The following is a 13,595-nucleotide window of genomic DNA, read 5'->3' as shown; positions in this document are numbered from 1 at the left end:
GTTCCACAAATTCAACAGGCAAGATGCCTGTTCCACAAATTCAACAGGCAAGATGCCTGTTCCACAAATTCAACAGGCAAGATGCCTGTTCCACAAATTCAACAGGCAAGATGCCTGTTCCACAAATTCAACAGGCAAGATGCCTGTTCCACAAATTCAACAGGCAAGATGCCTGTTCCACAAATTCAACAGGCAAGATGCCTGTTCCACAAATTCAACAGGTTTCTTGTGGGGAGTAGGGGTTGGGCGGGACGCCCGCCCATCAAAAGCTGATTAACAATCCAAGATGTGAGTTAGGCTAAGGCTGCTACGGAAACTTTACCGGCAATGCGGCCCGCGATCGCCCGCAACTCCCTAGCTGAAGCAGAACCCGGTTGCCCCACCACGATCGGCACCCCCGAATCCCCACCTTCGCGTAACGGAATTTCCAGCGGAATGCGGCCTAACAGTGGCACTCCCAACTCAGCAGCAGTCTTTTCCCCGCCACCAGAACCGAAAATATCGTATTGCTTATCGGGCATATCGGGTGGCACAAAATAGCTCATGTTTTCCACAATTCCCAACACCGACACTCCCAACTGCTGGAACATCTTTAAACCCTTGCGAGAGTCCAACAATGCCACAGTCTGCGGTGTAGTCACGATCACCACACCAGCCATCGGCACCGCTTGCGCCATTGTCAACTGCGCGTCTCCAGTACCCGGAGGCATATCGACAATCAGATAGTCTAAATCGCCCCAATTCACCTGATACAGGAACTGCCGAATGATCCCGTTCAACATCGGGCCGCGCCAAATCACGGGTTGGTCTTTGTCAATTAAAAATGCCATCGACACTAATTTGACGCCGTAGTTGAAGGCGGGTTCGAGGCTTTCCCCGCTTTTTCCGTCCCTAACCATCACTTTTGCGTCCCCTAAACCCAACATATTGGGGTCGTTGGGCCCATAGATATCCGCATCCAGCAAACCCACCTTAGCGCCGGTTTGGGCTAGCGCTACTGCGACGTTTACCGCCACTGTGCTTTTGCCGACGCCGCCTTTGCCGCTGGAAATTGCGATAATATTTTTAACGCCTTCAATTCCTTGGCGATCGACCACTCCCTTTTGCTGGGGAGTCTCGGCTGTCACCTCCACCGCCACTTTTTCGACTCCTGGCAACTGTTTGACCGCTTTTTGGCAATCTTCGACAATAAATTCTCGCAGCGGGCAAGCAGGGGTTGTCAGCACTAAAGTGAAACTGACGACACCGCCGTCAATTTTTATGTTACGAATCATGTTCAATTCCACCAAACTCTTTTGCAGTTCGGGGTCTTGCACGGGTCGCAGGATTTCTAAGACTGAACTAACATCGAGTGTATTGGGCATTGTGTTCTCCACCATAGCTCTGCAATTGGGTTTGCGAATTTTCGATCGCAGGTTTAAGTATATTTTTATTGCTATTTTTTAATGTAACTTCATAGCGATCATTTGCAGACCTACGGTGGCATAATTACATGACGACAGGATTTGGGACTCACGGTCAATCTCAAACTCAAATGCGATCGGCAAGAATTTCTACGACCGAAAGCAATTTGGTCACAATAGGCGAATTGAGCCGTGGTCGCAATTCTTCAATCTAAAATCTAAAATCTTAAATCTTAAATCGGATGACAGTTTCTACCACACTTAAAACCGCCACTTCCCCGTTTTTGCCGCCCGCTGACTCTAGAGCTAGAGTCAGCCAATTTATGAAAACCCTACAAGACGAAATTTGTCAATCCCTCGAACAGCTCGATGGCGTTGGCAAATTTAAGGAGGACTCTTGGGAACGCTCCGAAGGCGGGGGCGGACGTTCTCGCGTCATGCGCGAAGGCGATGTGTTTGAACAAGGGGGAGTCAATTTTTCCCAAGTGTGGGGCGAAAGTTTGCCGGCTTTGATTCTGGCCAAGCACCCCGAAGCTGCAGGTCACGATTTTTATGCAACAGGCACTTCGATGGTGCTGCACCCCCGCAATCCCTACTTGCCTACGGTTCACCTGAATTACCGCTATTTTGAGGCCGGGCCGATTTGGTGGTTTGGCGGCGGTGTGGATTTGACTCCTTATTACCCCTTGGCTGAGGATGCAGCTCATTTTCACAAAACTCTGAAAGCAACTTGCGACAAACACCATCCCGGATATTATCCGACATTTAAACTTTGGTGCGACGAATATTTCTACCTCCCCCACCGCCAAGAAACCCGGGGGGTGGGCGGTCTGTTTTTTGACTACCAAAGCGCTCAAGGCGCGCTTTACCGCGACCATCATGTCAAAGGCAAAGCAGCCGAGTGCAGCAACAACATCGGGGCGCCGGAACCTAGAACTTGGGAGTCGCTGTTCGCCTTCGTACAGGACTGTGGCCGGGCATTTTTGCCAGCTTACACCCCAATTGTTGAAAAGCACCGATCGAAAGAATACGGCGAGCGCGAGCGTAATTTCCAACTTTACCGCCGCGGCCGTTACGTTGAATTTAACTTAGTGTACGATCGAGGCACGACCTTTGGCTTACAGACCAACGGACGCACCGAATCGATTCTCATGTCCCTGCCACCTTTGGTACGCTGGGAATACTGTTACGAGCCAGAACCCAACTCTCCCGAAGCCGAACTCTACTCCAAGTTCTTAAAACCGCAAGATTGGGCGAATTGGATGCCTCAGCAGTCACCGACCTGAGTTAAACTACTGGGACAGTAACCACCGCGATAGATAATAAATTTGAGGGAAGGGTCAGTGATTCATATTGATCAAAAAACCCACACGCTTCAAGACGGTACAACAGTTATCGTCTTAGCACCGACAGGACGGTTGGACATCACTACAGCTTGGCAATTCCGCCTCAAGTTGCAAGAGTGTATTTCCAAACTTAGCCGCCATGTTGTAGTGAATCTTGGTCAGGTTAACTTTATCGATAGCTCTGGCCTGACCTCACTTGTAGCAGGTATGCGGGATGCGGATAAAGTTAAGGGAAGTTTCCGCATTTGCAATGTTCATCCCGAAGCCAAACTGGTGTTTGAAGTCACCATGATGGATTCTGTGTTTGAAATCTTTGAAACGGAAGAAGAAGCTCTAGAGGGGGTGCCGCGCGCAAGTTGACCACTCCCGTTTGCATCGCTTGCGGTGTAAGCGCAATTTAAGCTTGAGGCTCACAAAAAGCGCCGGAACCCTGGACAAGAACAGGAAGCAGGTAAATTATTGCCAGCTTCCTTATGCTTTCTTCCTTTCTTGAGAGGTTGAGAGGTGGATTAACAGGTTCACCAAAACACTAAAGTAGAAGAATAGGTCAAGGTAAAGTCTTGCCTTCTATCCTAGATAGCTATATTTTTCTTCCTAGTTTCTTGTTGCTTCTTGCTTCAAACCAATATCTCAGCAGCAAAATCCTGACGCTTGACAAATCTAAAAGGGCCCATTAAAGCTCCCCAGATAGCCTTGCCTGTCGTGGGGCTTATTCCTTTGTCGTAGCTGAGAAATTCCTCGCCTGCGGCTTCAAATCCCAAGTCTACTTGGTAATTTTGCCCCCCGTAGGCAAAGCCGCAGCGAGTGCCCTCCGGCAAAGATGCCCGAAATCGATAGCCGTTTGAGCCTAAATTTTCCACCGCAACCGACAGGGTGCAGCCGGGGAGGAGTTGGATTTGCTCCTTCGTTAGCTTTCCAAGCAAGTCGGGGTTGCAACCGGCTCCTTTGACGGCTGTAATGTCATTAAACATATAATACTGAGCTTCGATAAGTCCCGGCGCTATCTGTGAGTGCCTCAGTTGCACGATGCGGGGGCGGTATGGCTTGTCTAATTCCAGAATGTTGGCTTGTTCGGCAAACAGGGCAATGCTGGGTTCGGAAAATAAAGGAACGGGTAGTGGTCTTTGCCACATACGAAGGTGGACGTACCACGCCGGCTCTGCTAGCGCTTGTTCTCGGTTGTCAAATTCGCCCGCCATGTACTGGGCTAAAGCTATTAATTCAGGAGAAATTGTCATGTTTGTTTTTTGACGATTAGGGATTGACAAGAAAAAGTTATTGTGATATGTAAGACCATATCAAGGCTGGGCAAGTCAGAAGATGAGATTTATGAGCGATCCCAGAAGAGCTATGATTGTAAAGATACTGGGTTTTTTCCCTCATATTGCGACATATTAATTGTTGCTGCCGATCGCGCGTAAAATATTTTTGATAAAATTTTGTCTCGCAAGGAGGCGGCAACGCTTAAAAAAACTGGCAAATTTTGTCAGCCCGATCGCCGAATTGACCCAGCCCAACAACGGATACCGTGCCACGTACTTAAGTCGTGGAAAGATAAAAATTTTAGACCAAAGTTCAAGCTCCCAGATTTATCTGTGGGGTAAATCTAAAATCTAAAATCTAAAATCTCAAATCGACTGACTCCCCCGACTTTACTCACGCCGCGCTGGCACGCCCGCTACGGCAAAATTATTTATCTATAAGACTCAGGTGAACAATAACCGTACTGTTTCAGATACTAAGCGAAGTTTCTATACGATTCACACTCGACCGATCAACTCAATTTACCGTCGAGTGGTGGAAGAGTTGATGGTAGAAATGCACTTGCTTTCGGCGAATGCCGATTTTCAATACGACCCGATTTATGCTTTGGGTGTAGTGACAGCTTTCGATCGATTCATGCTTGGGTACGCCCCAGAAGCAGACAGACTTTCGATTTTTAACGCTTTATGCAAGTCCCTAGAAGACGATCCAGAGCGCTACAAGCAAGACGCTCAGCGATTGGAAAGCTTGGCGGATAGACTTTCCGGCCAAGAGTTGCTCTCGTGGCTCGATCGCTCGACCAGCTTTGAAGATACAGCGGATTTGCAAGCGTCTTTAGGGGCGATCGCCAGCAACCCTCAATTTAAGTACAGCCGCTTGTTCGCGATCGGTTTGTTCTCGCTATTAGAAAAAGCTGACCCTAACTTGGTAAAAGACCAAGAAACGCGAAACGACGCGATCGCCAAAGTCAGTGCGGCCTTGCACCTGCCAGAAGACAAAGTTAGCAAAGATTTAGATTTGTACCGCAGCAATTTGGAAAAAATGGCCCAAGCACGAATAGTGCTTCAAGATGTCATCCAAGCGGAACGGAAAAAACGCGAAAAACGAGAGACAAAAGTTACCGCTGGTCCTTCGGCTGACTCTTCTGACAGCAGCAATTAATCGTTTAAAAGAAGAAGGAAGTTCGGCAACGGATTCGCTTTCTTCGGATGTAACTGATATCTTGCACCATTCTCAATTAGCCGTAGGGGCGGGTTCGCCAACAGCCTGAAAGCTTGCAAATAGGTTCTATAAACCCGCCCGACCCACGAAAAATCCTCTTATTGATATTGCTGCAAGATGTCAGATGTAACCGATGTCAGGAACAAAGAAGAAGGAGTTTTTTATTTTTTACATAAAATAGAAAACTTTTAAATTTTAATTTTTTGTTTTTGAATTCTGGTTTCTGCCATCTGATGAATCTTGCTGGCTCAGAAACTAAAAATCCCGCTTTCTGAATGGAGCGGGATCGACTTAATCAAAATAGAGCTGTTGGATTGGTACTAAGGCTGGGGTTCAAAATTAGTGGCGTTAGCTTGCAGCCAAGTGCTTAGCTGTGAAAGAACTTCGTTTCCAGAAGACTTGCCCAAAGCTGTGGGGTTTGGGGTGTCGGGCCTGTCCAAGTTGCGGGCGATCGCTGCGTTGACTTCTTTGGAAATCAAATCGTGAAGTTGCTCTTTAGCCCTAGCCCTTTGAAAGTGAGCTCCCTCTTCAGTCGTAGCGTACAGAGGTGGCAGCCTATTTAAAGCATAAGCTGCGATATCTCCCACATCCAGACTCAGGTCGCTCGTCGCTTCAATTTCGGCCACCCTAGCGATCGCATCGCTGAGCACCAACTCTTCCATCACGTTGATGAACTGTTTGCGTGGCAGAACCACAACTTCGCCAGTCAACAAAGATCCCATCAGACGATCGAGAGCCATGTACTCTTCGATCGACAATTCCGAAGCCGTATTGCAGATCCGTCCCACCTCAGCTTCCATAGACGGCGTTAAATAGCCATCTTGCAAAGCCTGTTCAACAATTTTTTCAATACTCATATATGCGTCCCCGCTCAACGGCATCATCAATAAAGTTTTGTGAAGACGCGATTGTTAGCGTCTTGAGATTCGAGTTTTGAGAGTTGAGTTGAGAATTTTTATACAAATCCTAACTCAATACTGATAACCCATAAAGTTATCTGCACACCCCAGCCACAAACTTACCCCATAATTGACTGATAAATCCGTCAAAACCTGTAAAAACTCCTACTCAACTCCCTGAAGCCGCCAAGGTACAGGATCGACTGCCTGCCCATGCACGTAAAGTCCCCAATGCAGGTGAGGGCCTGTGGAAGCCCCCGTTGAGCCCACAGTACCAATTACTTGACCTGGTTTCACGACATCGCCTTCCTTGACATCAATCCGGGCCAGGTGCATCAAAATACTGGCTACCCCCTGGCCGTGGTCAATACCAACGACATTCCCGTGGATTTTGAACCCTTGGGATTCGCGTCCCACTAGAGACACGCGACCTGCGGCTGGTGCCACTACAGGGGAACCGTAAGCACCCGCGTAATCAACGCCGCGGTGGTAGTAGTCTTGAGCAAATACCCCATTATAATAACGTCGCACCCCGTAAATAGTGGTAATTTCGCCGGAGTTGGGGCGCAACAATTTGCCGTCCCAAAATTTTTCGGGTGTCACGAGTGCTTTAAATGCGTCTACGCGATCGAACTCCGCGTCTGTACCTTCGCTGTCTTTCCCAGGCGGTAGCCAGATGGATTGAGTAGGAAAATTTCGATCCCGCACTTGGAGACTCAAGTTCTGAACTTGTCCGTCACCTGCGACTTGGATTTGGCGGGCACCGGGTTTCTCTAGCGGCGTCGTCGGTAGCAGGGCCCGAAAGCGGCCGTTGCCGATCGGAAAAGCGGGGTAGTTTTTTTGCTGTAGAGAAACTGTTGGAGTTTCCCCGCCGTTACCGTCAACCTGAATCATTACTGACAGCGTATCTCCCAGTTGGGGATTTGTCGGCGTCACAACTACCTGCAAAGCTTGTACCGGCAGGGCAAAACTCAGAAAGCCAGCAACAATTCCCCCGATCGAACCAGCGGTTAGCTTGTTTGCTTTCAACTGCCCCCACCGCAAAATCCGACCCGTAATTATTTCCGTACTTAGCCCGCAGTTGTCTCGATTCACAGTCATTACCATCACTAGCAGTCCTTAACCTTTGTCTCACTGATATATTTTTAACTATCTAGACTAACTCTAGCAATCCGCAATAAAAATTTCTGTAGTGCGGGGAGGAAAGCCCGCTTCAGCCAGACGCTCACACTACCGTTTCCACTACAAATCTAGGAGAACCCAAGTTTCAACAGAAACACTCTTCATCTCTAAGCGGATGGAATTATATTTTATTAGTCCTAGCTACTGTTGCATAGCTTTTAACAATTGGCATTAGTTATAGTTCACGGCGCTACAACATAATTATTTTTAACTCCTCTGCTGTTAAATCAATTCTTTCTTTGCCGTTTATTTGCCGAGAACGTTCCTCAAACTCTCTAGTTATTGTAGCCTGTTGTTGGCAAAATAGTATTGATTCCCTATTTTAAAATCTCACATCTAAAATTGTATGAGATAAAAATTGAGAATTTCTATAATCTGATTACCTAAATTTACAGGGATTCAAAGGTAGCAGTAAAACCATCTAAGGTCAAGCATTCTTCCATAAATTCCTCTACATCGTTGACATTCTCAAGCTGATATTCCATGATGCGTTGACCATCACCTTTCATCTTTTTGGAAGAGGAAGGCGTGGCAGGATATTTGGCAGCGATCGCTTTGAAAGCTTTGGAATGGGTATCCCAGCTTTCAGCAGAACATTTTATGATTAAAAGCCACATGATTAAATTCCTCCTTGGGTTTGGTTTACTAATAGTCTAACACGAGTAAAACTTAGAGCGATAGTGCCGAAAAATCAAGGGATTCTGTTGTTTTGAAAAAAGCTAAAAGCCGAGCGACTATGTGAGCAACACCACCCTTAACATTAGACTCAACATTCAAAGGCATCACCGGATCGTGGAGTGATAAGCGTAACAGAAACCAGCCAGATTCGCTAGGTGACGTGCAGGAAATTCGCAAACCTTCGTAGTTATTGGGAACTATTTTCCAGTCTGCTTGGGTTGAGACAAATTGTTGCAGTTGCTCAATAACCCGATCGCCGTGAGCCTTGAAATCATCCACACCAATTTTAATCCGAAATTCTGCACTTTCTTCGGGTTCTTTTAAATTCGCAATTAAATCCGGCAAAGATTGGTTTGCTAGCTTTGACTTAGCCAATTCAATCAATAATTTGCTGACCAAATAAGCGCCATCATCCAGAAAGTAATTTTCTTTCAAAGCTCCATGTCCAGAGGTTTCAATCGCCAGCCATGATTCCTGTCCGGCTTCATTGAGGCGAATCGACTCGTCAATCACATTTTTGTAGCCGCGTTTAAAGCGATGGTGAATTCCTTTTAAATCTTGTTCGATGAATTGTGTCAAGCCATCGGAGGTGATAGAATCGGTGACAATGGTAGAGCCTGGGTGTTCTTGTAATATAATGGCAGAAATCAAGGCAATTAAGCGATTGCGATTCAGTTCCTTGCCAACTCCATCGACGGCCGCACTGCGATCGACATCGGTATCAAAAATAATCCCAAAATCTGCTTGATTTTCAATTACCGCTTGACAAATTGACTGCATTGCCTGTTTATCTTCGGGATTTGGCACATGATTGGGGAAAGTACCATCTGGTTCTAAAAACTGACTGCCCGTAGTGTCTGCACCTAAAGGTTTTAAGACTTTATCAACATAAAAACCGCCCGCACCATTGCCCGCATCCACAACAATTTTTAATCCTGTTAGTGGTTCCTCAAAGTTATCGGGATGATTGACTGCTTCCCGGATTTTTGTGACAAATTGGTTAGCATAAACAGAGATAAAATCATGCTTGGTAATCTTACCGGGCGATGAGGATGGCTGAAAATAATTGCTTTGCGCTAGTGCTAAGATATCTGTAATATCCTGCTTTTGTAACCCACCTTGGGCTGTGAAAAACTTTAAGCCGTTTCGATTAAAGGGCAAATGGCTAGCAGTCAGCATAATTGCGCCGTCGCAATCAAAACCAGGGGTGATTGTACTCATAAACATGGCGGGGGTTGAGGCCATTTCAAAGTCGTACACGGTTGCACCAAGTGAGGCGATTCCCTCCATGACAGCTTGCATTAAGGTTGGGCCTGATAGGCGACTGTCACGCCCGATCGCGATCGTTAATTCTGCCGCTGGTTTCTGGACTTTTTGCACCAGCCAACTGACAAAGGATTTACCTAAGATTGTGGCAATTTCAGGGGTGAGGTTGACTTTTTCATTGGGAACGCCTTCGAGGGCGATACCGCGAATGTCTGAGCCATTTTGAAGTTTTGTCCAGTTGAAGATTTGCATAATAATTGATGGTTAGTAGAAAAATAGGAGTCGGCTGTAGAAACTGATCGTACAAAGTTTTGTCTGTGGCTAGACGGTTCGAGTCAGTTTCGCTGATCGTCTTTCACGGACTAATAAATAAACAGGGGAGAAATTTGGGATTTGGTATTATATCATGTCCGGTCGATTACCCCTAATACGGTAGGGGATCCCCTCACGAAAAATATCTGCCAATAATTGACAATCTCAAAAACCCGCCCTTTTAATCGCTCGATCGGACATGGTATTATTAGTCATTACGGTGACAGAGTTTTTCAATTCAATCAGCTAATCGGCATTTAAGTGGTATTTAAAGAAACAATCCCAGTCTTGTGGGTGGGATTTGAGCAACGCCCAAAATATCCAATTGAAATGTTGACCCGCTTACTGAGAATTTTGACCCCATCACCGCTAAGCTTAAGCTCTAATTTCTTAGTCGCGTTCCACGCTGTAAATTGCCTGCAAGCGGAACTCACCATGAGCGGGAACTTCCACAATATCTGTAGCTGCATTGGTCGTTTCTACGCAGAGTAAGCGCTGATAATCTGCATCATCAAGGTCGGCCATATTTGCAGAAATTGTCACCCAGGGATTCCACACTACGACGGATTTACTACCCGATGATTTAATGCGAATCCGACGATTGAGGGCGCTATCGTCAATGACTAATTCATTGGTGACATCGAGATAAATGCGATCGACTTCACCTGTTACTACCACTGCACCCACTTGAGTTTTTTCCACCCCACCATCCGCTTTATCAAGATATTGGCTATTTTCTAAACCTAAAACCTGCACGCGGTTGATATCGCCTACTTGGAAATAGGTGTGGAAAGCTTGGGTGAGGGGAAATGCTTTGTCGCCTAGATTGCGGGTGATTAATTCTACCGTGAGGCTGGTGCCGATCGTAATCTCGATCGCCAGTTCAAAAGCTTGGGGCCAAATTCCTCTAGTTTCATCGCTATCCTTGAGTCCGAGAGTGACTTTAGTTGCACCATCGGGGGTTGTGGCGGTTTCTAGCACATTCCAGAGGCGATTCCGCACAAACCCATGACTTGGACGCCCCAAGGCTTCGGGATCTGGGCCAAACCAGGGCCAACAGATGGGTATACCGCCTTTGATGGCTTTCCCTTCTGCGTAGTAGGCTTTGTCGCTGACGAACATCAAGTCTGTGGTTTCAGTGGCTGGTTGAAAGGAGAGCACTTGACCGGAATACACAGAAATTAAGGCTTTGGCTTGACCGTTGTCGATGTGAATCATCGGGAAACCACCGTTTCCGGTGGCGAAGGTGAGGTTCCCGGCTATGCCGTAGTCTGCGTTTAATTGGTCAATACTCATCAGAAATATGGGTTTGAAACCCCGTCCTTTTAGGACGGCTTTACATTGGATGGGGGGGAGGAATTCTCCTCCGATGAATGCTTGTTACCGCCTTGGATATACTAACGACGTTCGACGTTTTGTATTCGCCTTTAACCCGGACAGTTACGGATCGAGTGCTTTCTACCTGTACGCATAACAAGTGGCGGTAAGCCCGTGTGTGTATATCCCTTCGCCACTGATATCCCTTGAGGTTACAGACTAGGGAGGCATCCAGTAACATCGTTCGGTGTACCACCACCAGATAATTCAGTTTGTCTCAAAGACGCAGGCTAGACACTGTTTTAGTCTCAAATTAAGAAGGTGGTGAGTCTTCCTCTTTCAAGCCCCATGCCTTTAGGCTGGGGTTAGTGACGCTGTTAGCTTGGTGAATTGCTTTACAATTATCCGATATTATGGTTGCTAGATTGATTAGATTGTTGAGTTTGACCTGGGAAGGTGCGATCGACACAACGATGCAGTCAGAGAAACCGATAGCGAGTCCCCACACATCGCGAGGGGATGTGCATCGAACCCACCGGCACACCTTGCTGATTTCTCCGATGGCCAAGCTAATGCAGCACTTCATCAAAAGACGGCGCAGCCGCAAAACTCCGCATCTGGCTTGATTCGTTGTATAGCCCGGAAACCCCAGTGGTGTCACCCACAGCCTCCCTCGCTAAAATTTGTCTTCGTAGAGTCTGGCGCAAGGGGATTAATGTAATGGGTAATAACTGTCAGGGTACAAGCGCACTCAAACATTTGAGGTAATCTCATCTTTTCTGTGCGCTTAAGTTTTGTTATGCTGAGCCAGAATCGGGTTTTTTCAAATATATACGTTCCATATCCCGTGTATTTAAATATAACGAAATTTTATTTAAATGCAGTTTAACTGCCACATCCTTAAGGATTTGTTTAATGGCCTGACTTTTGCTCACAACGCCCAAATTATAAAATAGCCTGTCGAGTGTTAGCGATCGCCCTACATAATCTGTTTTAAGCACGGTAAATCCTGCCTTAGTTGCAAGTTTTTCTAGCGTGGTGGTCGTAAAAAAGTAAATATGTCCGTCGCAACTGAGACTTCTTTCTCTTTTACCCAATAATTTGAAAATCAATGTATCGTAGCGGGGGGTTTCCATCACGAATATCCCACCCGGCTTCAAGATCCGATAAACTTCTTTCAACGTACTGTAAGGATCGGATACGTGTTCGATCACGTGCATCATCAATACAGCGTCTGCCGATCGATCTTCTAGTTCAGCTTTTTCTAATATGGTTGGGATGATTTCGATTCCAAACTCCGATTCTGCATATCTGCACATACCCACATTAGGTTCAAGCCCAACTACATTCCACCCATCTTGCTTAAAGAAGTTTAACAAATACCCCAAGCCACTTCCCACTTCAATTAACTTACCTTTCTGGGGATAATGTTTGTGAAGAAAAGCTCTGGTTTTTTCATAATCTTTTACCTGCAGTGCTTCTTTTTCCAGTCTCTGCGAATCTTGGTTAACTATCGCAGATAATACAAACTCTGGATCGTAGTTTTCTATTAATACACTATCTACTTCTGTGCTTCTCGGATTAGCATACATCAATCCACAGGCTTTACAATTGACAATTTGATTTACCTGGGCTACTCCCTGCTCAAATCTCACAGTATAGTCATTACTACCGCACAAATTGCATGCAACGTATGTCATAGCTTTGATTTCTTTTACTTTGTTCAACTGAGTTCGGCATTGATTCTAACATATTCACCTGTGGGCAGCCACAAGTGTTTATTTTTGTTACACAAGTTTACATGATTCTCGCTATTCCTGCTACACAATCTAAATTTATCCGCAAAAATTAGTTTATTAAACCAGTATTTCTTGTTAATTAGTTCGCACACAACAGCTTGAATATAGCGGAATTTATATAATATCTTTTTTCCCCCATGCCTTTTATAGTCTCCACAGAATATAAAAATTAAAATAGTATAAATATAAACATCAATCTCAATTTATAGTGAGATTTGCTAAGTATTATATCTAAAATAAGTGCGTTATTAAAAATAATTACAGCAGTTGTATTACCCATGTTTTTCGATGTATCTCTCCGATTTATTCATTGTTATTGCGTGATAGCCGGATGCGGCAAAGTTGCTTGCTAATCGATACTCAGTTTTATTACAGCATATTCGGTGATTGATGAAATACAGTAGTCGCTATATTTATTCGGCAACATCGGTGACTCGATAGGCAACGGTGCCACCTGTTTTTTCGATTGCAGCCACCAAGTCTTTGAGTCTATCTTCGCGGCGGGCAGCAAGCATGAGTTTGGCTCCGCTGGCGGCTAAACGATGAGCGGTGGCTTCACCTAAACCGCTACTTGCTCCTGTAATGATCACAACCTTGTTTTGAATCTCAGACATATTCACTCCTGTTAATTGATTAAATCCGCTCACCTAAAATTGATCGCAAATCCGCTTAATCACCAAGCGCGATCGTATTGAATAGGAGCAGGCACGGATTGACGTAGTTGCTTCGCAGCGCGCATCGGCCAATAAGGATCGCGCAGCAGTTCTCTAGCAAGTAATACCATATCTGCTTGACCTGACAGTTAGGGAGTCGATCGCCTCTAGTGCAGTCTTTAGGATCGCGAATTAAATAACTTATAATTTTAATTGTTATTGTGGGATGGGCGTCCCGCCCGTCCAAAAAGGACGG

At 45.9% G+C, this 13,595-nt stretch carries 14 protein-coding genes; 5 read left to right on the top strand and 9 right to left on the bottom strand.

Going from position 1 to position 13,595, the window contains the following annotated elements; all coding sequences use genetic code 11:
- Nucleotides 1-277 (top strand): hypothetical protein (locus QT987_RS28605; protein WP_333246784.1); only part of this gene is annotated, 277 nt, incomplete at its 5' end.
- 16 nt (nucleotides 278-293) lie between these two features.
- On the opposite strand, the gene QT987_RS28600 is transcribed toward QT987_RS28605, so the two are convergent.
- A complete protein-coding gene (locus QT987_RS28600; protein WP_333057242.1) occupies nucleotides 294-1,364 on the bottom strand; it encodes an Mrp/NBP35 family ATP-binding protein in 1,071 nt (356 codons plus the stop codon).
- A gap of 281 nt (nucleotides 1,365-1,645) precedes the next feature.
- Between QT987_RS28600 and hemF the strand changes: the two genes are divergently transcribed.
- Nucleotides 1,646-2,689 carry an oxygen-dependent coproporphyrinogen oxidase gene (hemF, locus tag QT987_RS28595; protein WP_333246782.1) on the top strand — a complete coding sequence of 348 codons (1,044 nt, stop codon included), beginning with the start codon at nucleotides 1,646-1,648 and terminating at the stop codon, nucleotides 2,687-2,689.
- Between the two features lie 57 nt (nucleotides 2,690-2,746).
- Entirely contained in the window at nucleotides 2,747-3,109 is a 363-nt protein-coding gene (locus QT987_RS28590) for an STAS domain-containing protein (RefSeq protein WP_006631392.1), read from the top strand.
- Nucleotides 3,110-3,366: 257 nt separating this feature from the next.
- Here QT987_RS28590 and QT987_RS28585 read toward each other — a convergent pair whose 3' ends face one another.
- Nucleotides 3,367-3,987: a chromophore lyase CpcT/CpeT gene (locus QT987_RS28585; RefSeq protein WP_333242607.1), complete on the bottom strand. Its 621-nt coding sequence runs from the start codon at nucleotides 3,985-3,987 to the stop codon at nucleotides 3,367-3,369.
- A 472-nt stretch (nucleotides 3,988-4,459) separates the two neighbouring features.
- Here QT987_RS28585 and psb29 point away from each other — a divergent pair, with 472 nt between their 5' ends.
- Complete coding sequence (gene psb29, locus QT987_RS28580) at nucleotides 4,460-5,173, top strand: photosystem II biogenesis protein Psp29 (RefSeq protein WP_333242604.1); 714 nt, start codon at nucleotides 4,460-4,462, stop codon at nucleotides 5,171-5,173.
- A 380-nt stretch (nucleotides 5,174-5,553) separates the two neighbouring features.
- Here the strand turns inward: psb29 and QT987_RS28575 are convergent, their stop codons facing one another.
- The 5 genes from QT987_RS28575 to QT987_RS28555 all read right to left on the bottom strand — a co-directional run bounded on the left by QT987_RS28575 (nucleotide 5,554) and on the right by QT987_RS28555 (nucleotide 10,866).
- On the bottom strand, nucleotides 5,554-6,090 hold the full coding sequence (locus tag QT987_RS28575) for a late competence development ComFB family protein (protein ID WP_006631395.1): 537 nt from the start codon (nucleotides 6,088-6,090) through the stop codon (nucleotides 5,554-5,556).
- 207 nt (nucleotides 6,091-6,297) lie between these two features.
- Nucleotides 6,298-7,239, bottom strand: coding sequence for a M23 family metallopeptidase (locus QT987_RS28570; protein ID WP_333242601.1), 942 nt, complete (start codon nucleotides 7,237-7,239; stop codon nucleotides 6,298-6,300).
- A gap of 464 nt (nucleotides 7,240-7,703) precedes the next feature.
- Nucleotides 7,704-7,931, bottom strand: a complete 228-nt coding sequence (locus tag QT987_RS28565; RefSeq protein WP_333057248.1) for a hypothetical protein — start codon at nucleotides 7,929-7,931, stop codon at nucleotides 7,704-7,706.
- A 52-nt stretch (nucleotides 7,932-7,983) separates the two neighbouring features.
- Nucleotides 7,984-9,510 carry a phosphomannomutase/phosphoglucomutase gene (locus QT987_RS28560; protein ID WP_333246780.1) on the bottom strand — a complete coding sequence of 509 codons (1,527 nt, stop codon included), beginning with the start codon at nucleotides 9,508-9,510 and terminating at the stop codon, nucleotides 7,984-7,986.
- Nucleotides 9,511-9,960: 450 nt separating this feature from the next.
- Nucleotides 9,961-10,866: a D-hexose-6-phosphate mutarotase gene (locus QT987_RS28555; protein ID WP_333058639.1), complete on the bottom strand. Its 906-nt coding sequence runs from the start codon at nucleotides 10,864-10,866 to the stop codon at nucleotides 9,961-9,963.
- 434 nt (nucleotides 10,867-11,300) lie between these two features.
- Here QT987_RS28555 and QT987_RS28550 point away from each other — a divergent pair, with 434 nt between their 5' ends.
- Complete coding sequence (locus QT987_RS28550; RefSeq protein ID WP_333242588.1) at nucleotides 11,301-11,513, top strand: hypothetical protein; 213 nt, start codon at nucleotides 11,301-11,303, stop codon at nucleotides 11,511-11,513.
- A 171-nt stretch (nucleotides 11,514-11,684) separates the two neighbouring features.
- Here QT987_RS28550 and QT987_RS28545 read toward each other — a convergent pair whose 3' ends face one another.
- Together QT987_RS28545 and QT987_RS28540 are read right to left on the bottom strand one after the other, a co-directional pair.
- Entirely contained in the window at nucleotides 11,685-12,614 is a 930-nt protein-coding gene (locus QT987_RS28545) for a class I SAM-dependent methyltransferase (RefSeq protein ID WP_333246777.1), read from the bottom strand.
- A gap of 485 nt (nucleotides 12,615-13,099) precedes the next feature.
- Nucleotides 13,100-13,300, bottom strand: coding sequence for an SDR family NAD(P)-dependent oxidoreductase (locus tag QT987_RS28540; RefSeq protein ID WP_445243063.1), 201 nt, complete (start codon nucleotides 13,298-13,300; stop codon nucleotides 13,100-13,102).
- Nucleotides 13,301-13,595: the final 295 nt, after the last annotated feature.

Origin of the sequence: Microcoleus sp. SVA1B4 (assembly GCF_036700545.1) — a bacterium.
Lineage (GTDB): Bacteria > Cyanobacteriota > Cyanobacteriia > Cyanobacteriales > Microcoleaceae > Microcoleus.
This window is presented reverse-complemented; position numbering and strand designations above follow the sequence as displayed.